General features: G+C 48.3%; 16 protein-coding genes. 2 read left to right on the forward strand and 14 right to left on the reverse strand.

Annotated features, from left to right (window positions below):
- Positions 1 to 10: 10 nt before the first annotated feature.
- From addA to ACYCSE_RS00535, 3 genes are all read right to left on the reverse strand, one after another.
- Positions 11 to 4030 (reverse strand): helicase-exonuclease AddAB subunit AddA, encoded by a 4020-nt coding sequence (gene addA, locus ACYCSE_RS00525; RefSeq protein ID WP_459700790.1) that lies wholly within the window; start codon positions 4028 to 4030, stop codon positions 11 to 13.
- Positions 4027 to 7593: a helicase-exonuclease AddAB subunit AddB gene (gene addB, locus ACYCSE_RS00530; protein WP_459700791.1), complete on the reverse strand. Its 3567-nt coding sequence runs from the start codon at positions 7591 to 7593 to the stop codon at positions 4027 to 4029. Before addB ends, addA begins: the two co-directional genes overlap by 4 nt.
- Positions 7594 to 7829: 236 nt before the next feature.
- The gene (locus tag ACYCSE_RS00535) at positions 7830 to 9209 is read right to left on the reverse strand and encodes a class I SAM-dependent rRNA methyltransferase (RefSeq protein ID WP_459700793.1); all 1380 of its coding nucleotides are present in this window, start codon (positions 9207 to 9209) and stop codon (positions 7830 to 7832) included.
- 357 nt (positions 9210 to 9566) lie between these two features.
- On the opposite strand from ACYCSE_RS00535, the gene ACYCSE_RS00540 reads away from it, so the two are divergent.
- The gene (locus tag ACYCSE_RS00540; RefSeq protein WP_459702450.1) at positions 9567 to 10589 is read left to right on the forward strand and encodes a Na/Pi cotransporter family protein; all 1023 of its coding nucleotides are present in this window, start codon (positions 9567 to 9569) and stop codon (positions 10587 to 10589) included.
- Here the strand turns inward: ACYCSE_RS00540 and ACYCSE_RS00545 are convergent.
- The 5 genes from ACYCSE_RS00545 to prmA all read right to left on the reverse strand — a co-directional run bounded on the left by ACYCSE_RS00545 (position 10579) and on the right by prmA (position 15076).
- Positions 10579 to 11013 (reverse strand): NUDIX hydrolase, encoded by a 435-nt coding sequence (locus ACYCSE_RS00545; RefSeq protein WP_023989501.1) that lies wholly within the window; start codon positions 11011 to 11013, stop codon positions 10579 to 10581. The two genes, ACYCSE_RS00540 and ACYCSE_RS00545, sit on opposite strands and share 11 nt — an antisense overlap.
- Before the next feature lie 104 nt (positions 11014 to 11117).
- A complete protein-coding gene (mtaB, locus tag ACYCSE_RS00550; protein ID WP_103049601.1) occupies positions 11118 to 12461 on the reverse strand; it encodes a tRNA (N(6)-L-threonylcarbamoyladenosine(37)-C(2))-methylthiotransferase MtaB in 1344 nt (447 codons plus the stop codon).
- 1 nt (position 12462) lies between these two features.
- On the reverse strand, positions 12463 to 13227 hold the full coding sequence (locus ACYCSE_RS00555; protein WP_254325242.1) for a 16S rRNA (uracil(1498)-N(3))-methyltransferase: 765 nt from the start codon (positions 13225 to 13227) through the stop codon (positions 12463 to 12465).
- Between the two features lie 188 nt (positions 13228 to 13415).
- Positions 13416 to 14108 carry a site-2 protease family protein gene (locus ACYCSE_RS00560; protein ID WP_023989504.1) on the reverse strand — a complete coding sequence of 231 codons (693 nt, stop codon included), beginning with the start codon at positions 14106 to 14108 and terminating at the stop codon, positions 13416 to 13418.
- Between the two features lie 2 nt (positions 14109 to 14110).
- Complete coding sequence (gene prmA / locus ACYCSE_RS00565) at positions 14111 to 15076, reverse strand: 50S ribosomal protein L11 methyltransferase (protein WP_069290019.1); 966 nt, start codon at positions 15074 to 15076, stop codon at positions 14111 to 14113.
- 195 nt (positions 15077 to 15271) lie between these two features.
- Here prmA and ACYCSE_RS00570 point away from each other — a divergent pair, with 195 nt between their 5' ends.
- Positions 15272 to 15691 carry a hypothetical protein gene (locus ACYCSE_RS00570; RefSeq protein WP_039272296.1) on the forward strand — a complete coding sequence of 140 codons (420 nt, stop codon included), beginning with the start codon at positions 15272 to 15274 and terminating at the stop codon, positions 15689 to 15691.
- A gap of 84 nt (positions 15692 to 15775) precedes the next feature.
- On the opposite strand, the gene ACYCSE_RS00575 is transcribed toward ACYCSE_RS00570, so the two are convergent.
- The 6 genes from ACYCSE_RS00575 to dcuS form a co-directional block, all read right to left on the reverse strand.
- Positions 15776 to 15961 (reverse strand): YfhD family protein, encoded by a 186-nt coding sequence (locus tag ACYCSE_RS00575; protein ID WP_069290020.1) that lies wholly within the window; start codon positions 15959 to 15961, stop codon positions 15776 to 15778.
- Between the two features lie 24 nt (positions 15962 to 15985).
- Positions 15986 to 16360: a hypothetical protein gene (locus ACYCSE_RS00580; RefSeq protein ID WP_013311164.1), complete on the reverse strand. Its 375-nt coding sequence runs from the start codon at positions 16358 to 16360 to the stop codon at positions 15986 to 15988.
- Positions 16361 to 16540: 180 nt separating this feature from the next.
- A complete protein-coding gene (locus ACYCSE_RS00585; protein WP_254330594.1) occupies positions 16541 to 17737 on the reverse strand; it encodes an NAD(P)-dependent malic enzyme in 1197 nt (398 codons plus the stop codon).
- 63 nt (positions 17738 to 17800) lie between these two features.
- On the reverse strand, positions 17801 to 19147 hold the full coding sequence (locus ACYCSE_RS00590; RefSeq protein WP_459700799.1) for a 2-hydroxycarboxylate transporter family protein: 1347 nt from the start codon (positions 19145 to 19147) through the stop codon (positions 17801 to 17803).
- 121 nt (positions 19148 to 19268) lie between these two features.
- Positions 19269 to 19976 (reverse strand): two-component system response regulator DcuR, encoded by a 708-nt coding sequence (dcuR, locus tag ACYCSE_RS00595; RefSeq protein ID WP_069290023.1) that lies wholly within the window; start codon positions 19974 to 19976, stop codon positions 19269 to 19271.
- Positions 19969 to 21624, reverse strand: a complete 1656-nt coding sequence (dcuS, locus tag ACYCSE_RS00600) for a DcuS/MalK family sensor histidine kinase (RefSeq protein ID WP_459700801.1) — start codon at positions 21622 to 21624, stop codon at positions 19969 to 19971. The genes dcuR and dcuS overlap by 8 nt, the downstream gene beginning before the upstream one ends.
- Positions 21625 to 21646 lie beyond the last annotated feature (22 nt).

Consider the following 21646-nt stretch of genomic DNA (forward strand, 5'->3'; position numbering starts at 1 on the left):
ATCTATATAACTACAGCTGTACACTCTCTCCAGCTTCTAAAAAATACAGCCACTTCTCAGCGACCTTTTTGCTTGTAATCTCTTCGATCACACGGGCATACAGCTCCAATTGAAAACGATATTGGTCTGTTAAATGGGACAGTGTACGATATTCAGATATCCGATCTGTTTTATAATCCACCAGCACGAGTCCTTCGGGAGTTTCAAATAGACAGTCAATAATCCCGTTCATCAGCACTTTATCGCCGTCCTGTCCACCTTCCGAACTTGTTTCTTGTCCTGGTGACATCGATGGTAAGCTGTGGTTCCAGTAATCGATTGCCCGCATGGTATAAGTAAACGGAAGCTCTCTTTGAACATGGGATGCCCCCAGCATTCTGCTACCCAGCTCACTAGTGAAAAAGCGTAATATTTTATCCGTATCTAGCGCCTTTGCATGAACATCCAGTAACATACGCTGATTGAGCAAACGAGCCTTGGTTTCCTCAATAACTTCGGCGCTCATCCCCTCATCTAATGGCAAATGCAGCATCAACGTATGATAGACTGTTCCTCGTTCCGTTGGAGTCAGTCGCTGATTCCCCATAAACTTAGGTCTGCGCAAGTGTAATTGACTTCCCCCAGTGTGAGAATCCTCCCGATCCTCCGGTGACTCTGCTAGTAGAGAGTTAGATAGATTCAGCCAATCGTCCGAACCCATTTCCTGCATTTCCAGCCATCTTTTCATCTCAGTAACCGATGTATTGGCTGCCGTCTTGCCAGCCCGTTCATACGGATAGATCCAGGAAAGAGCAGCTTCAATATCCGTTTCACTCTCTTCGTTCAAGTCGATTAGCTCCGCATTTCTCAGTGCTTCTGTCTTCTTTTGGCGCTCTTCGCCCGACACCTCTTCCTCATGATCTGAGTTCACACGAGAGCCGGAAAGTGTTTCCGAGGCGACGATTTTAAATAACCAGTCTGTTCCCGGCATATGTTCCAGCCTGTGATAGTACCCATCCTGATCGCCTGCCGCTTCCCTCAACAAAGTAGCAGAAGGATGCCGAATCAAAGCAGGACCTACCCAGTCCAGATAGCTGCGGCCTGCCGCCAGCATATAGTCTGGTAAGACCGTTTCCGTATGTTCTTTGGCACGTGCCCAACCCGCTGCGCGCGAAGCGAGATCCTTCACGGTTCCGGTCATAATCAGCTTTTCACGCGGACGCGTAAGCGCCACGTATAACACCCGCATTTCCTCAGCCAATAGCTCCAGCTGTGAGCGTCGGCGGATCGCTAAATTAGGCAGCGTAGGGTAGCTGACACGATTTTGTTCCTCCACATATTTAGGACCAAACCCCAACTCCTTGTGCATAAGAAACGGCGCATTGAGGTCCTGCTGATTGAACATTTTTGCTGTCCCAGCAATAAACACGATAGGGAATTCAAGTCCTTTACTTTTATGAATGGTCATAATACGGACAGCCTGATCGGGTTCAGTCCCCCCGCTAATGGATCCTAAATCACCGCCTCGCTCCCGTAGACGGGAAATGAAAGTCAGAAATCGGAACAATCCTCGGTTGGACGTAGAAGTCTCATACTGTCTCGCTCGGTCATATAGCGCCCGCAAATTGCTTTGACGCTGTGAGCCGCCAGGCAGTCCACCGACCCAATCCAGATATCCTGTTTCCTCCAGCACATTCCAAATCAATGCACTTAAGCTTCCTTGTCGGGCTTCCTGCCGCCAGGCTTTCAAATTACGCAAAAATGAACGTAGTCGGGCAGATAACGTATTCCCGTCATTTCTATTACCAAAGTCAGATGAAGATAAAGAGTCCTCAGGGAAAAGATCCAACTCCATGATGTCAGCTGAGATCCCTTTTTCACTTTCTTCCAGTGGGTCAGCTTCTGCCGCCGCCAGCAATGCGTCATAAAATAATCCATCCGGCTTCTCCAACCGAATTTGTGCAAGTTCATCTTCGGTCAAGCCAACAATCGGCGAACGAAGCACGGATGCAAGCGGGATGTCCTGCTGCGGATTATCAATAATGTGCAGCAGAGATAACATCACCTCAACTTCCGTTGCTTTAAAAAAGCCTGTCGTCTGCTCCCCTGAAGCCGGAATGCCCTCAAGCCGCAGTTCCTCTACAATTAGGGGGGCCCACACGCTTGCGGAACGAAGCAAAATGACGATATCGCCGTAGGCTGCCGGGCGCATCGCTTTTAATCCTCTGTCGTAAATCAACAGTGGTTGTCCAGTGTCTCCGGTCAGTTCTTTAATCCGTTGCGCGATCGCACGAGCCTCTAACTGTGCCGTTTCTAGCTCCGCAAGCTCAGCCAGCTCACTTTCCTGTAGAGCAGATTCGTCCCCCGTTTCGGACAGCTCCGAAGCCTCGGAAAGACCCTGTCCACCCTTATCAACTAAGAGCAGCTCAGGTGCATATACAGATGCGGTGTCTTGATCCGACGGGTCGGGATAGGATGCGCCGTGTACCAGCCAGGCTCGTTCATCGTACTCAATTTCCGCCACATCCACACTCATAATCTGGCGGAACACCAAATTGACCGCATCGACAACTTCCTGCCGACTGCGGAAATTACGCGCCAGATCAACTAAAAAGCCATCTTCCTGCTCCTGCATGCCGTACCGTTGATACTTATTCAAAAACAGACCCGGCTCCGCCAGCCGAAACCGATAAATACTCTGTTTCACGTCGCCCACCATAAAACGGTTACCCGGTTCCTCCCGTGATACCAGCCTAACGATATCTTCCTGTACGGTATTCGTATCCTGATACTCATCCAACAGCACCTCGTCAAATTGCGCCTTGTATTCGAGTGCAGCGTCGGAAGGTAGTAGCTTGTACGGAGTAGAATCAGGATGTCGTAATATTTTCAGACAATAATGTTCCAAATCCCCGAAATCCACCAACCCTTTTGACTGCTTGTGCTGTTGAAATCGTTCCCCAAATACAATCACGGTTTCTACCAATTCGTCCATCAGCGGAGCCGCGGCGTGTAGCTCCTCCCAATAGGCTTCTGCTCTCCTGCCAAACAGGGAAGCCTTCATATCTGTAATCATTTTTTTGGCTGCTTCGCGTAGCGTCTTAACCCGTTCCTGCAATGCAGGCTCAGTCTGATCTTTTTTGACCGGCTTGAGCTTACCGAAGGCAGCTGCCTGAAAATGATCATATAGAGATGCCCACGGCTGTGTCTCCAGCTCTTGCAGCAATCCCTTCATCATCGTCGCATCCTCTTGCAGCGTTACGGCATAAGGTGCAGGACCGCCGGGCTGCATAGCTGTTTCATGCGCCTGTTCAAGCAAGCTCGCTGCTCCGCGCAAAGAAAGTACGGCATCCGCCAAAATGCTGCGAACCCAGGGAGTCTCTCCCAAAGCGGCTACATCCTGTACACGAAATGCTGCCGCTGTCTCCCGCAGCCAATGTTCTGGCCAAGGATGACTTTGAGAAAAATCATACAACCGCTGAACAAGCACGTACATTGCATCATCGGTGCGTTCTCCACTAAACCAGTCGACCAGTCTGCGGAATGTACTGCCTTCATCATGAGCCTCATATTTCTCCTCAAACAGTTCTTCTAGAAGCTCCTGACGCAGCAATTCTGTCTCATGCTCATTCATAATCCGAAAACCAGGGTCAAGAGGAATGGCCTGATAATGCCTGCGGATGACCTCCATACAAAATGAGTGAAGCGTCGTAATCGAGGCCCGATTCAGCAACGACAGCTGACGGCGTACATGCTCACTTTCCGGTTCCTGTTCCAACACACGTTCCAACGCTTCGCGTATCCGTTGACGCATTTCGGCGGCTGCAGCCTTCGTAAAGGTTGCTACCAGCAACCGATCCACGCTGAAGCCAAGCTGAGGATCGACAATTTTACGAATAATACGCTCTACGAGCACCGCTGTTTTACCAGACCCTGCCGCTGCCGCGACCAGCATGTTGTTACCCGATTCCGAAATGGCACGCCACTGGTCATCGCTCCACATACTGCCTTCCGGCTTCGGCATGTCTTTAGTGTTTGACGTGCCTATCATTGGTCCATTCCTCCTTTCCCTTCCTGTGTATGACCCAACAGATTCCAGATTTGATCCTTACCGGGTTTACCCCATTGATTGTAGCCACTGCCCTCCAGACTGTCGTCAAATTGACATACAGGCTTAAAAGAACAGAAGGTACAAGCCGTCTCTTGCTGGATTCGATAAGGTTCAATGGCCACATCGCCCTCTGTCATCCGTGTGCCAATCGTCCGAATATTATTACGCACCGAAGCTAGCAGGCTGTCCCACTGTTCCGGCGAAGCAACCGAAGCACTGCTATAAAAACTGCCGTCTGCTTTCACCGCAACAGGTAAAATAGAGGAATATCCTTTGTCCAATGCTGTATCCATTTGTCCAACTACATCCCGATCCGCAAGCAATAATCCCTTCATCTTAAAACGTTTCAAAAGCTCCTGACGAGCCTGTTCTGCGCTAAGACCGTTAGGCGACTGCAACATCGGATTGTGGACGTGAAAATACAGGGTACCCGCTGGATAAGCTGTCTCGCCCAACCATTCCTCCGCCGCATTCAGCAGCACATCCAGGTAGGTGAGCATTTGCAAGGACAGGCCATAGTACACTTCATGCAGCTTGAGATCCTTTTGGCTAGATTTGTAATCGATGACACGCAAAAGTAACCCCTTTTCTCCCTCTGCCACATCTACACGGTCAATCCGTCCGACAATTTCCATCACAACGCCGTTATCTAACCGGAAGCTTAACGGAGGAAGCTGCTGACCCGGTCCAAAGTCCAACTCCAGCCCAATCGGCTCAAAACTACCTCTTCGCGCATGTTCACCTAAAATCAACGAAGCACGGCTCACGATGTCTTTCAATTTGCGCAAAATGTAGCCATACCGCTTAGAGCTCATTAAAATCTCGCCTTGCAGACGAGGAGCCAAACGCTCCACTGTACTTTCCGCCTCTTGTCGGCATTCCTCGGTGCTGAGACTGCCCCAGCTGACATTGCGTTTACGCAGATTGATCGCCATCTCTCCAAGCGCTGCATGGAATAATTGTCCGATATCCGGGGCCTTCAGGCGATACATTTGACGTTCCTTCAAACGAAGACCGTGAGAGGCAAAGTGCGAAAATGGACATGCCACAAAACGTTCCATACGAGATACGCTGGTACGCAGCTTGCTACCGTACAGACGGCGGCTTGTTTCCTTCTGCATTTCGGCATGGTTCTCATAAAAAAGTGAGGTCAACAGCTGACGCAGCTTGTCCTTCTCACGCCCTTGCTGGCTTGCATACCAGTTATATACCTCCCACCAAGGAGATAAAATGTCACCGCCACGTCGCCAATGCCGTAATTGCGCAATGAGCTGCGGCAAAGCCTCGGACGGATGAGAAGCATACTCCCATTGCGTCGTCCAAGCATCCCCAGGCAAAGGGTATCCAGCCAACGGACGTTCGTCCAGACTAGGAAACAGGTGCCGCACATGTCGTACTAACTCAGACGGCAACAATGACTTGCCTTCTTCATCAGTAACTGCATAGCTCATCCACAGGCTTTTACCGGCTGAGGTAAGGGCCGTATAAGCGAGAAAACGTTCGTCCAACAGACGTCTTGTCATATCCGGCGCCAGCTCTACGCCTCGTTCGTTTAATGCCGTACGCTCCTGCTCATTCAGCACACCGTCCTCATGGAACACAGCCGGCATCACACCTTCGTTCATACCTAGCACAAAGGCATGTTGAATACCGGATACACGCGTACGGTCCGTGTTTCCGACCAGAACCTGATCCAGAGCCGGCGGAACAAGTCCCATACGGAACTCGGCCAATCCCGTTTCCAGCACACCCGCAAACAAAGAGGTATCCAGCCTCTCATCACCCATCATTTCGACGATTTGATCCAGTAGTTCAAGCACTGCATCCCATACCTGACGATGCTCCTTCGCCTGCTCAGGTTTTCCTGCTTCCTCTGCCTGATGAATGAAGCCGTCCAGCTTGTGGCCGATTTCTGCATCCTCCAGTAACAGATATACCGCTTCACACTTCTCAAGTGCAGTTCGTGCCTTGCCCACACGTTTCTCAAACGCACGTAAAGGCGTAACGATCACATCCCGGCATAGCTCCATCAAATCCAACGTTTCATCCCGCCTACGGTTCCGTTCCTGCTCCTCCAGCTCCAGTGACAAGCTGGGCACAGCCTGCCACGGCCGACCATCTGTCCAACGGCTGCCTTGTATTCCGCAGGCTAGAACATAGTTTTCCAAACGGTCCATCTCCTCGCGGCTCACCCGACCGTCCAGCGGCAGTAGAAGGTCTGTTTTGACCGCACGGAATACATCCTCATACCGCCAGCGCCGCTGCACGATATCCAGCGAAGCCCGAATCAATTCCACCAAAGGATGATGTAATACACTTCTTCGCTGATCCAGAAATACTGGAACCTCATACTGTTTGAATATCGGTTCCACCCATGGCTCATAATCTTCAATATGACGTACAAACAGAGCCATCTCCCGGTAACGCGCGCCTTCATCTCGGGCCAGACGGCGCATTTCGCGTACAGCCCCTTCCAGCTCTGCACGGCGATTAGCCGCAGTGTACAGTTTTATGCCCTCCGGCTGTTCTTCTGTCCACTGCTCTCGTAGCTGCTGCAACCGCATCCGTTGTTCCTGATTCCGCAACCCTGTACGATGTTCAAAGTTAGCCTCCAAATATGCCAACGCTGGACGCTCCTTAAATCTCGGCAGCGGATCAGGGCGCAGTAATTGTGTCTGCGTCTCTATCATCAGCTCGTCCGCCATTCCTTTGAGCTTTACATACGTAGCCGCTGAGGGATGAAACAAATCCAACTCATGCGGAAGCTGTCCGCTCTCGTAGCTGCGGTTGCAAGTCAGCGCCACCGTCAACGAAGAGGCATGCAACATAAGTTGCTCCACCACCTTGTATTCATGTGGTGTAAACCTGCGGTATCCATCCATCCAAATATCTGCTCCACGTACAAGGGAAGACTCCGCAATCTGTTCTGCCAGCATGCGCAGCGTATCTTCACCGTCTATATATTTAAGCGTCAGCTCTCGTTCAAAATCCTCATAGATTAGACTGATATCTTTGAGCTTGCCGCGCAAAATCGGAGTTGACTCTCCCACAGCGTTCATTCGCTCCAGTTGCTCGGGTACGGACCGAGTATCATTTCTATACTGCTTTAGCTCCGTAAACAATGTATTCAACCGATCCACAAAGCCGAGCTGGTCTCCCGAATCCTTAAACAAGCTCAGTTCATCCTTTCGACGACGAATAATTTTATATAAAAGCATCTTCTTGCCTTCTTCCGTTACAGGCACCAGTGCTGAACCCCCGGTTTCCTGCATAACTAAATAGGCAAGACGATGCAATCCCATCACTTGGGCGCGCACCGACCCCTGAATACCGTTTCCGGCTTCTGTAAGTAACGCATGCTCGGAAGCAAATGACGATTGCTCCGGTACAAGTAACAGCATAGGCTTACCTAGCGGCTCCTCGCGTAACATAGACGTCATTTCATTGCGGATTAACGTACTTTTACCACTGCCAGAGCGGCCAATCAACAAGCGGACCGACATGATGCGGCCTCCTTTCCAACGAACAACATTCTATTAAACAGTATAGCATATCAGGCAAGGGAGAAAAGAACGTACGTTTGCCATGTTGTAGCAATTCATCCTCCCCCTAAAAATAAATCAGTCCCGCAGGTTGGCTTGGTGCATGCCTTCTCTACAGGACTGATTTATACCTAAAATGAGTCTATTTTACCTATTTAATCACCAAAAAGGCGATTGACTTTGACTTTGTATGAAACCTAAAGCTGTGTCCGGCTGCGCACCTCAAAGATGGCGAATTTCAAGTAATGGCCTTCCTCCACACCCAAAATTTGAGGATGATCCTTACCAGCCGCTCTCCAGTCTACCAGACGAAGGATTTTGCCGGCATCTGCCGCCGCTTCCTTAATAGTGTCCAAGAACAGCTCTGGCCGCATATGGAACGAACAGCTCGCTGTCACCAGATAGCCACCCTCATTGACAAGCTTCATCCCATGCAGGTTGATATCTTTATACCCACGTGTAGCTCCTTTGACAGCGTTCTTCGTTTTGGCAAAGGCTGGCGGATCGAGAATGACCACATCAAAGGTGCGTCCGCCACCTGCTGTCAGCGGCTTGGATGTATCTCCTTTGCCCCCGGCTCGTGCATTGCGTTCCTCTACACCTTTCACTTGATTGCGCAAATATTGAAAAGCATCGTCGACGACAAACTCGACGCGTTCCTCAAAACCGTTCAGCTTGACATTATCCCGCGCACTTTCAATCGCATGCTCAGAAATATCAAGACATGTTACTTTTTTAGCACCATGTTTACATGCATTAAGCGTAAAGCTTCCCGTATGTGAAAAACATTCCAATACGGTTGCGCCATCCCAGAATGGGAATTCAACAACCTTACCACTTTTATTCACTGGCTTCAAGACCGTTGTGTCCGCATCTCCTGAGTCTGCAGCTACTTCTTGTAGCGTAATTCCACTACGTACTCCCCAACCTGTCATCAATGGTGCTATGGCCGCACGATTTTCACGCTGGTCAAAGAAATAACCCGTCTTCTGGCCCTCTACGATATCAACCTTGATTTGCAGGCCATTTTCCGTCACCACCACATGACGCGGGCAATCACCGTATAAAGGACCCTTCGTTTGTTCCAATCCTTCCAGCTCACGGATGGATACATCACTGCGCTCATATATACCAACAGGACCCACTACTTCAACGAGCGCATCCCTGATTTCTTCCCTGCGCCGATCCATGCCAAGCGTTAACAACTGCACGACCAACACATCACCAAATCGATCTACAATCAGTCCAGGCAAAAAATCAGCCTCACCGTACACCAACCGATAAGCGTTTCCCCCGGTCACAAAACGTTCGCGGTGCTCCAGACATTTGCGAAAGCGTTGGGCAAAAAAGTTTTGATCCATTGCTTCCAGCGGCTCGTAGGACATCACACGTACTGTAATTTGTGAAGCCGGATTATAGTAACCTGTCGCCAAATAACGCCCCTGATGGTTAACGATGCTGACCAAATCGCCTGCCTCTGGGTCACCCTCAATCTTGGCTATTTCGTTTTTAAACACCCAAGGGTGTGCGTGCTCCAGCCTTTTTTTACGGCTGCGTTCTAATATTACTGAAGGCAAAATCCTTCACTCCCATTCTTGGATTACTCAAAGTGTTAAAACGTTGTTCGATAGGGGCGCGGTTCCGCGGTTCATTTGATCTTACGATCGCTGTTGCAACGGGATTCTTGGAATTAGGTAACACATTTAAAGGTAAGAATCCCGTTGCAAAGGCGAACGCTGGCGCTTCTCCAGATTCAAATGAACCGCTCCGCTACTGCCCGCCTGTATATCGACGTCACGCTTTTAAAGCTTGTGAAGATACTACAAAAATTATCGTTCTATAAAAAAACAGCTCGGCCATGCTTGTCATGGCTGTCCCCGACAGATCATAGGCTGTTACATAAGTATTTTCACCTAGAAAAGGGGGCTATGCCCGTGTTTATACATGTTATACTCCCGCTGTGCGGTGGGCTGTTTATTTTTTTGGGCGGGATGAAGCTGATGGAAGCAGCCCTCCGGCATTTGGCCGGCCCCTTCCTCACCCGCTGGTTGAACCGCGCCACAGTTTCCCCTTGGCGGGGCATGCTGTTCAGCTCAGGCATTACCACCCTGCTGCAAAGCAGCACCGCCGTAACGGTGCTGACGATCGGACTGGTCAACGCCGGGCTATTGACCTACGGCCGCACGCTCGGCATCATTCTCGGCACCAATATCGGCACCTGCCTGACCACCGAGCTGATGGGGCTCCAGCTCGGCAAGCTGGCTGTTCCGCTGCTCTGCGGCTCACTGCTCTGCTGGAGCACTGCCGTGCTGTGGAGTGAAGCTGTCCCCAGCCGCCAGTATGTGTCTGCCGGAGCTTCATCCGGCTCCAATGGGCTCAGCCGTCCGCAGGCTGTACAATATATCAGCCTCGTCTTTGCTGGATTTTCGCTGATTCTGGCGGGTATTCGCGTGATGCAGTCGGTCGGACCCTGGATTGAGCAGGCCGGACTATTCCGTTGGTTTCTTGATCACGCTGCAGCCAACATGTGGTGGGCCTTCGCTGCTGGAGCCTGCCTGACCGCGCTGGTTCACAGTAGCGCAGCCGTCATTGGCATGGCGATTAGCCTTGCCGCTGCGGGAGCCTTGCCAGCTGATGTGGGGATCGCCATCGTCATCGGCTCCAATGTAGGCACCTGCGTAACAGCCCTGATTGCCGCTGTTGGCGGCAGCGTGTCCGGCAAATTTGTAGCCTGGTCCCACGTGCTGCTGAACGTAGGCGGAGCCTTGCTCTTTATGCCGTTGATCCCTGGTCTGGAGATGGCTGCTGCCTGGATATCTACGGAGCCCGGAGCAAAGGTAGCCCATGCCCAAACTCTGTTTAACGTTATTAGCTCTCTGCTGGTCTTGCCTCTCTGCTATCTACCTGTGTGGACGCGTTTAGAGGATCGTATATCTCCCCACAGAGTCAAACGTTAATTCCTAGCATGGACAGCGCCTTACTTAAAATGACATCATTATTGTCATATCCACCCTGGCGCTGGAGACGCCATGCTTCCTCAGGCGTATGCCACGCAACTCCTTTAATTTCTTCGATCTGTGCCTGTAAATCCCCATCCAGTGCCTCTACGAGATAATAGTGTACTTCTTTATCTACTTCCCCAAATTCTGGATGGTGATACGTATAAGCAATCATATCTACATGCTGGATAATGCGCCCGTTCAACCCTGTTTCCTCGCGAATTTCACGTAAAGCCGTCTGTTCGATTGTTTCTCCCAACTCCATTTTCCCTTTTGCCAAGGATACTTTGCCATATCGGTCAGTAATGAGCTGAATTTCAAGCTGCTCCCCCTGCTTGCGAAACACAACGCCGCCTGCGGAAATTTCCTTTTTTGCTGCCATCCTGTAATCTCCCTTCCTTGCGCAACAAGGATTCCGTCCTCTCTGTAAGGAAAGGCGAAATCCTTGTTTGCCATCTCTATTGCCTGTTCAGGCTTTTTTTGTTCTTACAGAGCTGTTTGCAGCCCATTCTCTAGTACGCGGACCAATTGGCCTTCACTTTCATTAATGCCTGCCTTCGTCAGCTTCACGCGGCATACCTTGCCAACCAGATCCTCAGTACCTTCAAACGCCAGTTGAATATAATTGTCACTATATCCATGGAGTATGCCGCTATCTTCGGTCCCTTTCGGCGCAACTTCCGGAATGACCTCCAGCACCTGACCTACAAACTTCTCAGCATACGCCAGTTGCATTTGCTCTGACAGCTGTATCAGCTCATGCACTCGTGCATTTTTCACGTCTTCGTCCACCTGATCCTCCATACGCGCCGCAGGAGTTCCACTGCGCTTGGAGTACGGGAACACGTGCATTTCCGAAAAACCGATTTTTTTCATCAGCTCATAGCCATTGCGGAACATTTCATCCGTCTCCCCAGGGAAGCCGACAATCACGTCCGTTGTAATCGCTACATCTGGCATTGCTTTGCGAATCATAAGCATTTTGTTATAAAACTCTTCTGTCGTGTACTTGCGACGCATCCGTTTCAATACAGTGTCATCCCCCGCCTGAAGCGGTATGTGAAAATGACGAACCAGCTTGGTGGAACGGTTCAGCACATCAAGCATTTTTTCATCAATCTGGCTGGCTTCAATCGAACTGATACGGATACGCTCCAGCCCTTCCACCTTCTCCAGATCCCACAGCAGATCAGACAGGTCATAATTATCCATGTCATCACCATAACCGCCAGTGTGGATACCTGTGAGCACAATTTCCTTGTAGCCCGCGTGTACCAATTGACGCGCCTGTGCAATAATGCTGGCGGCGTCACGACTGCGGGATAGACCCCGCGACCACGGAATGATGCAGAAGGTACAGAAGTTATTGCAACCATCCTGAATTTTCAAAAAGGCCCGAGTATGATTAGCAAAATCAGGCACATCCATTTCCTCAAATACACGCGTTTTCATAATATTGCGCACGGCGTTCACCGGTTGACGCGTCCCTTGAATTTCCTGCACGAACGGAATGATTTTGTCCCGATCCTGAGTCCCGATAACGAGATCAACGCCAGGAATATCCATAATTTCGGCAGGAGAAGTCTGGGCGTAACAGCCCGTTACTGCCACTATGGCATCTGGATTCCGGCGAATCGCGCGGCGAATGATCTGACGACTCTTTTTATCACCGGTATTCGTAACGGTACATGTATTAATAAGATAGACATCAGCAGTCTGTTCATCAAAGTCCACCTGTTCATAACCTTCATTTTTAAACAGCTGCCAGATCGCTTCTGTATCATAAAAGTTTACCTTACAGCCCAATGTGTAAAATGCCACTGACGGCATATTAAACCCCTCCCATTTCTCCTGTCTCATATAAAATGCATGCCAATGCAGCCATTCCTGCGGTCTCAGCACGCAAAATACGTCTTCCCAGTCCTGTAGACTGTGCCCCGGCCTGCTCGGCCTCCAGGCTTTCCGCTTCAGTAAAGCCGCCTTCCGGGCCTACCACCAGCAGAACACGCGGCATGTCCGTCGACGCCCATTGTCCTGCCAAAGGCTGGATTACATCCCGTAGCTGTTTACCCTGCTCTTTTTCATAACAATAACATATCAAATCATACCCAGCAAAAGAAGCCAGAAGTTCTTTCCACGTCATGGGCGCGCTAATTTCTGGAATCCGGTTACGGTGGCTTTGTTCAGCCGCTTCCTTCACAATCTTGCGCCAACGCTCCAGTCGCTTGCCTTCTTTTTTGGCATCATACTGCACGACCGTACGCTCGGACAAAAACGGTACAAACCCGGTTGCTCCGATTTCTGTACATTTTTGCATCACCGTCTCCATCTTGTCTCCTTTAGGAAGACTCTGAGCGATGGTGACCTGCACATGTGGTTCAGAGGTCATCTTCAGCGGCTCAATAATCGTCGCCGTAACATGATCCTGCTCAATCGTATCCAAAGCAACCAGCGCTTCTTTAGATACCCCGTCACTAACTATAATTTTGTCACCACTACGGCCCCGCATGACTTTAGCGATATGCCGCGCGTCCTCACCCGCGACAATCACGTGATCTTCTAGAAATTGCTCTGCCGGAATAAAATAACGCTGCATTCTCTCTCACACCTATTCCTGGATTTTGCAAAATCCTCATTCTAAAAATAACTGTTGTCCACTAACGTTCCGTACAAAATCCGAATAAATCACCAAGCAACATCATATCATCTTTTGCGCCTGTATGACCAGTCTGTTCCCTCTTCTATTCAGGTTATACCTACCTATTCTCGTAAAAAAAGGAGCCCTTAGGCTCCAAACAATCCAGTGATATAAAAAGAGAACTGCAAAAACTGTATATAAATCATCTGGGCCAGCGTGTAAAGAGGTTCAATTGTTACAGCTCGAACCTGCGGAATGACCAGGATAAGCAGAAAAATAAAGATCGACCACTGTTCAAATTGCTGAAGTTTACGGCGTACAGGAGTGGGGGCCACATCTTCCACAATCCGGTATCCATCCAGTGGAGGCAGTGGGATCAAATTAAAGATAAACAAAAATAGATTTAAATTGATCAGAGCATTGATAAACAAATAGATTGCTTGAGCTACCCGTTGGTTCTCCATCCCCGGCAATACTTGAAAATGAAGGAGCACGGCATAGATCAAAGTAGTAACAAATGCAAGCAGCAGATTGCTCAGCGGACCCGCAGCCGATACGATAATGCCCATGAGGCGCGGACGGCTAAAATTGTCACGATTAACCGGAACTGGCTTGGCCCAGCCAAAGCCTCCGATCAACAGCAGCAGCGTACCCAGCAGGTCAATATGCACTGCCGGATTTAAAGTCACACGCCCAAGTAGCTTGGCCGTAGGGTCACCAAATTTATTGGCATAATACGCATGTGCAAACTCATGAACCGTGAACGATATGATCACAGCCAGTAAATAAAAGGGAAGAACATTTAAATTTACACGAAAAATATTTTGTAGAAAATCCATACTTACCTCTTTCTCGCCACAAACGCCAGCCAATCTTCATCCCGGCTTATTTCGGCAATCTCAAAGCCAGCTGCTTTCAAAGCAGTTTCGACAACCTCTTCTTTGTTCTTCCAAATCCCTGAAGCAATATAAATACCACCTGGTTCCAGGGCTTTATATACATCATCAATGAACAGCAGAATAATCTCTGCCAATATATTAGCTACCACCAGCTTGACCGGTAACTGGATACCCAGCGTTGGATCGCTTGCATTAAGCACAGATAGCAAATCACTTTCTTTAATGGTGATGCGTTCCTCCAGTCCGTTCAAACGCGTATTTTCCCGCGCACTGGATACTGCCACCGGGTCCAAATCCAAGGCAAGTACATGCTTCGCTCCCAGCTTTACAGCTCCAATGGCCAAAATACCGGAACCCGTGCCGACATCAATAACTTCTTCTCCACCCTTAATCACAGACTCCAGCGTTCTCAGACAAAGGGATGTCGTAGGATGCGTTCCGGTCCCAAAGGCCATACCAGGGTCCAGTTCAATGATTTTTTCCTCTTCACTCGCAGGCTCATATTCCTCCCAAGTGGGTTTAATCGTCAGACGGTCCGATACACGCAAAGGCTTGAAATATTGCTTCCAAGCATTTGCCCAGTCATCCTCATCAACTGTTTTCAGCTCATACTGAACCTCACCAGGATCAATATCGAAAGTTCTCAATTCTTCGACGCGCGGCTCAATCTGCGAACGAATACTATCCATGTCCACTTCTTCGGCAAAATAGCCTTTGATGATCGCTTGTCCTTCAGGTATGTCGTTCAAAGGCCGATCATACCACTGCCCATAGGATGTATCCCGTGGCTTGTTGAGCGAACCAGATTCTTCAATGGAAACCCCTCCTGCACCTGCTTCGTGCAGAAAATTCGAAATCATTTCGATGGCTTCTTCGGTTGTATGTATTGTAATTTCATTCCACAACATGGTTTTCATTTCCTCCTCATTTCACATGCATACATTACATTGTACTATATACATGCACAGGAGTTCAAAAAAGCTAATATTATCGGTGCTCAAAATATTTTTTGTAGAGCTTGTATTTGTTGTCCTCTCTTTTAGTCCAAGCACCCTTAACTCTAGTACATACAATACAATATACTAGAAAAGGAGTGATTTAGTATGGCAAAGACGGTGTTAGATTATAATGCCAGTGTTATTACACCTATCACGAATGGTATAAATCTTCCTGTTCCGATTTCTCCAGCCGGACTTGGAATTGCTACGACGTCTGTATTTATTGATCCTGCTATTCCTGGAGCTGTCAACAACCGAGTAGAATTAAAAGCCTCGATTGGACTACGTTTTGTCGGTGCCGGTAACATTAGAGTACTTGTACGGATTTGGAGAGCTGGCAAAGAAATTTATTACGGACTGGAATCCAATGTCTTCGATAACAATATTATTCTTAATGTCGAAACGGTAGACGTTGCACCTCTGGGCGTGCAAAACTACCAACTGATTATTGAAAATCAGACGCCTGCGACTACTGCATTTGTCTCCGGTCCTCTTGTTTTTAGTGCAACAGCATATAGCGGATAATGAATAGGAAGAGGAAAGAACACAAATAAGACGGGTTATCCCAAAATCATCATTGTTGATGGGGATAACCCGTTTTATTAAATTCTACTCATTGTCGTTTATGATACGCTGCTGACGACGGTCAGCTACTTCGCTACGCCGGATCGCTTCTAGATCCTCAGCATCTGCCTGATCTGCCGAGAACTCAACATCTTCATTTTTAGCAGATTGCATGCGTTTGATTTTTTCGGTTTTGGTCAGCACTTTATCAAACCGTTTGTTTTTGGACATCGGTCACTGCTCCTTCCAAACTTTTCACAGCATTCCACCCGCCTGTTCCACGATGGACATCGCCTGATGATGTATGGATTCATCCACCACAGCGGTCAACAAAATATCGCGGCCTGTCGGTCCGCCTTGTCCTCCATCACTCATGCCACTGGCGGACGGATCAGCCGCAGCCAGTATTGCTGGAGTTGCATCTGTAAAGTCCACGCCCTGTGTCAGTGAGGATAAGCTGCTAATCTGTCCTGAAAATACAGGCAATCCGGCGTTGCCAGTAGACTGCCGCGGATACCGGCTAAATCGGTCTATCGACACATCGGCTACCCGGAGTGCTTCCAGTTTTCTAGCGGCTCCCTGTGCTTCCTCAGGACTTTTGAAATACGCCAAAATATTTTTTTCGCCCATCTCAAAATCTCCCTGTGTAGTATTGAGCGTAACTGCTCTTCAAAAGCATAGAGAGTTACGCTTTGTTATATCCTGCTCATTGGCACGATTTTATATTCCCTACGAAGACTAGACGGATGCAGACGATAATGGAAACAGTGGGCCTAGACAGTGAACTATAGTTTGTGAAGACTATAACTTTTACGGGTGTAAAGTAGCTGCCGGAGCTTCACCTGACTTGGCTACTCCTGTCTCCCATGCAGCACGAATAACAGCATCCCGTACCTTTTGAACCACCTTCGGATTAAAAACATTCGGTATGATATAAGTTTCACTTAGCTCTTCAGGACAGATCGCATCAGCGATGGCAAGTCCGGCAGCTAGCTTCATTTCCTCATTAATCGTCGTAGCATGGCAATCTAGAGCACCCCGAAAAATTCCCGGGAAGCACAGCACATTGTTAATCTGATTTGGAAAATCGGAGCGACCGGTAGCAAGTACACGTACATGAGGTGCGGCTACAGCTGGATCAATTTCCGGATTCGGATTCGCCATGGCGAACACAATAGGATCAGTTGCCATGCTCTGTATATCCTCTACAGTCAGTATATTCGGGCCTGACACACCAATGAATACATCAGCTCCCACAATCACATCGGATAAACTTCCACTTAAATTGTGCGGATTAGTCATGTTCGCATACTCTGTCCAATGCGGGTTACTGTACTCCACGTCACGATGAATAGCTCCCTGTCGATCAACGCCAATCAGATTGCGCACACCTGCCTTAAGCAGCATACGGGAGCAGGCCATACCCGCCGCACCAATCCCTGCAAATACAACTTTGACATCCTCCATTTTTTTGCCACATACCTTTAATGCATTGACCAGACCCGCTAATACAACAACTGCCGTACCATGCTGATCATCATGAAATACTGGAATGTCTAGTTCCTGCTTCAACCGTCTCTCGATTTCAAAACAGCGTGGCGAAGATATATCTTCCAAATTAATGCCGCCAAAGGCAGGAGCAATCATTTTGACAATTTGAACAATTTCATCAGCGTCCTTCGTGTTGAGACAGATTGGGAAGGCGTCGACACCTGCAAATTGTTTGAACAACACTGCTTTACCCTCCATTACAGGCATAGCGGCCTCCGGTCCGATATCTCCTAATCCAAGTACTGCTGTTCCGTCTGAAACGACTGCTACTGTATTCTTTTTGATCGTTAATTGATATGCTTTGGCTGGGTCATTGGCGATTTCCATACAAATTTCAGCTACACCCGGCGTATACACTTTGGACAACCCCTCCATCGTTTCAATTCGCTTCTTTGGTAAGGTCTCCATTTTGCCACCTGCATGTAATTCTCTAATTTCGTCTATTAAACTGCTCATATTTTTCTCCGTCCTTTCATGTCTCTATTTGGATATGAAACTCAGTCCTGTGTATAAAACTCATCAGCTCCAAAATTGGAGTAACAAAGTTGCTAAAATGACCGTGCCTGCCCCGCCAATACGTGTTGCAATTTGTGCAAAAGGCATCAGTTCCATCCGATTGGACGCAGACAGAATGGCTACATCTCCCGTGCCCCCTAATCCACCGCGACAGCTAGTCACCAAAGCAGCTTCTACGGGATACATATGAATCCATTTTCCTGTGAAGTATCCGGTAACAATCAATGCAACTACAACAGATGCGCAGGTAATGGCATAAGGAACCGTTAAAATCCCAACTACACTATCCAAAGGTACATACAAAATACCCAATCCCACCATCAAGGGCCACGTCAGACTTGCCGTTATACATTTGTACAAGTGAAAAGCTCCCTGCTCCAATGTGTTCGGCATGATCTGAATACACTTAATTAATGCCGCCGCCAGAATCATGAGGATCGGACCTGGAATATGGAGATACGGCTCCAGCAGCTTACCCACAATAAAGAAAGTACAGGCCAACAGCAGACCTCCTCCCATCAATGGAAAAGAAATCGATTGTTCCAGACTTGCCGGGGCTAACTTGTCTGCATCTTTATCTAGTTTTAGTAACCTTCCGTTACCTGAAGTTTTTGGATTCTTCTCTGCTAATCTCTTCAGAACACCCGCACCTATGATTGCAACAATGTTCCCGATAATTGCAGCCGGGATAAACTGGGATACGAATATTGCCGAATCCTTGCCCAGCACTAATCCATAAGAAATGGACAACGGTAAAATGCCTTCCCCAATCCCACCGGAGATAATCGGAATGATGATGAAAAAAAATATATGATAGGCGCTATAGCCAAAAGCCATACCCACCACCATTCCCACGCCAACAGCTGCAATAGATCCTATAATAATGGGGGCAAAAATTTTAACAATTCCGTTCATCAGCATTTTGCGATCCATGCCAAGAATACTTCCCGTTACTAGACATGCGATGTAGAAGTAAAGAAAATTCGAGGTTTTCATAAGCGTGTGTACCGCACCCATCGCAGATGGACTAAACATATTCCAAAATACCATTAACGATGGAACCATAAGTGATAAAATGGCCGGCCCGCCAATATGCTTAAGCAATGGAAGTTTGGCCCCTAGATCACTGAGCAGTATACCTAAAATCATGATGACGGCAAACCCGCCCAACAGATCGTTTGGAAGTCTTTCAGTAACTGCAGCTGCATAAACAATCAGCGCGATCACGGCATAGAGTGGAAGAGGAATAACCCCCAACTTTACCCTACCCAGCATTCTGATGCCATCTACAAAATTTTTACTCCATCTTTGCCCCTTTTGAATGACAGGCTGATTCGTAGCATTTTCCATAAATCTCCCTCCATAAAGTGAAGAATGATGATCATGTTTCCATTCTACACCTTGGAAAACGCTTTATTTGGTTTTATAACTAATCATTCACTTTTGTAATTAAAGTAATCAGAAAGAAGATTTAAATAAAACTGTTCATGATGCCTTCTGCCTGTGGCAATATTCGGTATTGGTAAACAGGGCGTCCTATGGTACCGTATATGGTTTCCATGGAAAGAGCCTCAATCTCTGTCATAAAAGCCAGGTACTTGCGCATAGACACCCTGGATATCCCTGCGCTCTCCGCAATATCCTCGGTGGAAAATAGCACCTTATTATGCCGCTGGATACAATTCCATATCATAGCCAGCGTGGATTTAGTTATGCCTTTAGGCAACCGTGCCAAGTCTTTAGTCAAGCTTTTATGATAAATCAGTCGGTCCAGTTCCTCCTGAGAAAGTAGACTGTGCTCACGCACGATGCTAATGTGCTCTCGGTACCCCGTGAGGGCCTCCAAAAAACGGTTAAAGTGGAACGGCTTAATCAAGTAATCCACCGCGCCGAAGTTCATCGCTTTTTTGACACTGTTCATGTCACTTGCAGCCGAGATGACAATGACATCTATATTTACACCTGTCTCCCGTATGAATGACAGTAAATCGAGGCCATTACTTTCCTGCATATACACATCTAGCAGTATCAGATCAATGGCCTGTTCAGCTATATATTTCTTCGCCTCTTCCACAGAAGAAGCCCAGCCCCCACATCGAAAACCTTCCACCTGCTCCATATATTTGCGGTTAAATTCCGCAACCATCGGATCATCTTCTACAATCAGGACATTAATCATGTTCATCATTCCCCGCTATCATGTATGGAATCGTAATCTGAAAACAGCACCCTTGCTCGGCTGGGATCAACTTTATACTTCCCTGTAATCTTTTCACGCTTTGCGTCACCAGATAAAGGCCCATTCCTCGTGACTCTCCCTTGGTCGAAAAACCTTTTTCAAATATAGCCTTTACAAGCCCTTCCGGTATACCCGGACCATTATCGCACATGATACAGGTCAGATAACCGTTCTTCTGACTTTCCTCATAATAAAGTGAAAGGGTAATCCGCTTGTGCTCCAAAGATTCCATCGCCTCCACCGCATTATCAAAGAGATTGCCAAGAATAGTAATCAGTTCATGCGTCGTTTGAGTTTGACTGGATTCGGGCAAGTAACTACCTGGAGTCAGTTCAAAATTCGCCCCTACTTCTCTGGCCCGGCTTAATTTCCCCAACACAAACCCTGCCATAACTGGGTCCCTGATCTGCCGGGTGATGGAGCCAATCTCCACTTGATGATGCTCGACGGCATCCATAATGTAATGCTCCAGTTTATCATACATTCGTAAGTGTACCATCCCCATAATGACATGCAGCTTGTTCATAAATTCATGAGCCTGCGCACGTAGTGCTTCTGTGTACAGGGACACTCCTGTCAAACGTTCCGCAAGCTGGTTCATCTCCGTTTTATCCCGAAAGGTTACAATTGCCCCCACAATTTCCCCCTTGACCCGTATCGGAACACTGGTGGTCAGCAAGGTTATTCCACCCAGCTCCATTTCCTCATCCATTTGTGGAGTACTCGCTTCCAAGACCTCTTGCAATCGAAAAGCGGATAGATAAACGGTAATCTCCTGTCCGGAGAATGAGAAATCTTCAATCCCCGCTTGTCTAAGCAGACGTATCGCTTCTGCATTCATCAGCATGACGCAACCGAATTCATCTACCGCAATAACTCCTTCCTTGATGGATTGCAACATAGCGCTGCGTTCCTCCAGCAAGCGTGCGATTTCCGGCGGCTCGAGACCGACTAGCATATTTTTGATTTTACGAGCCAGCACAACCGCACCTCCAGTGCCAATCAACATTCCAGTGCCAATGGCTATTGCAATAAGACGGTTGTTGCCTTCCTGAGCCATCTGTACATCTTGCATGGATATACCAACAACAATCGCCCCTACCTGCTTCCCCGTTAAACTGAACACGGGGGAAAAGGCTCGCATGGACAAGCCCAATGTTCCCTTCGCAACGGACACGCTCTCATGGCCATGAAGTGCGGTATATTCGTCTCCGCCGACAAAGGCTTTGCCGATCATCCTAGCATCCGGGTGCGTTTTACGAATTCCCTTCATATCCATTGCCACGATAAACTGGATGTGATTTGCTGCTGAAACCCTCTTCACATACTCCTGCATGGAAGGAGACGAACCCGTCCCTTGCAATTGCTCGACAATAAGCGGCGTATGGGCGAGTGTACGCGCGATGGACATTGCCTTTTCTTCCAGTCCCTTCTCAGTTTCATGCTCCACTCTCTCAGCAAATAAGAGGGTTACAGGCAGAAGCACAAGTGCCATAACTAGACATACTAGCAGTGTAATTAAGCCTCTGAGCTTTAATAGCGGTTTACCCCGACGCAGCTTGAGCTGTACATTTCCGATGGAACTCACCCCTTTCTACTTGATATTAAGT

Source organism: Paenibacillus sp. SEL1 (assembly GCF_054602535.1).

Coding starts and splice junctions, on each gene's coding strand:
- ACYCSE_RS00580 (WP_013311164.1), bottom strand. CDS start 16,360: ATGGGCGAAAAAAATATTTTGGCGTATTTCAAAAGTCCTGAGGAAGCA.
- addA (WP_459700790.1), bottom strand. CDS start 4,030: ATGATAGGCACGTCAAACACTAAAGACATGCCGAAGCCGGAAGGCAGT.
- mtaB (WP_103049601.1), bottom strand. CDS start 12,461: ATGCCGTCAGTGGCATTTTACACATTGGGCTGTAAGGTAAACTTTTAT.
- ACYCSE_RS00570 (WP_039272296.1), top strand. CDS start 15,272: ATGGCAAAGACGGTGTTAGATTATAATGCCAGTGTTATTACACCTATC.
- ACYCSE_RS00590 (WP_459700799.1), bottom strand. CDS start 19,147: ATGGAAAATGCTACGAATCAGCCTGTCATTCAAAAGGGGCAAAGATGG.
- addB (WP_459700791.1), bottom strand. CDS start 7,593: ATGTCGGTCCGCTTGTTGATTGGCCGCTCTGGCAGTGGTAAAAGTACG.
- dcuR (WP_069290023.1), bottom strand. CDS start 19,976: ATGATTAATGTCCTGATTGTAGAAGATGATCCGATGGTTGCGGAATTT.
- ACYCSE_RS00545 (WP_023989501.1), bottom strand. CDS start 11,013: ATGGCAGCAAAAAAGGAAATTTCCGCAGGCGGCGTTGTGTTTCGCAAG.
- ACYCSE_RS00575 (WP_069290020.1), bottom strand. CDS start 15,961: ATGTCCAAAAACAAACGGTTTGATAAAGTGCTGACCAAAACCGAAAAA.
- ACYCSE_RS00585 (WP_254330594.1), bottom strand. CDS start 17,737: ATGAGCAGTTTAATAGACGAAATTAGAGAATTACATGCAGGTGGCAAA.
- ACYCSE_RS00555 (WP_254325242.1), bottom strand. CDS start 13,227: ATGCAGCGTTATTTTATTCCGGCAGAGCAATTTCTAGAAGATCACGTG.
- prmA (WP_069290019.1), bottom strand. CDS start 15,076: ATGTTGTGGAATGAAATTACAATACATACAACCGAAGAAGCCATCGAA.
- ACYCSE_RS00560 (WP_023989504.1), bottom strand. CDS start 14,108: ATGGATTTTCTACAAAATATTTTTCGTGTAAATTTAAATGTTCTTCCC.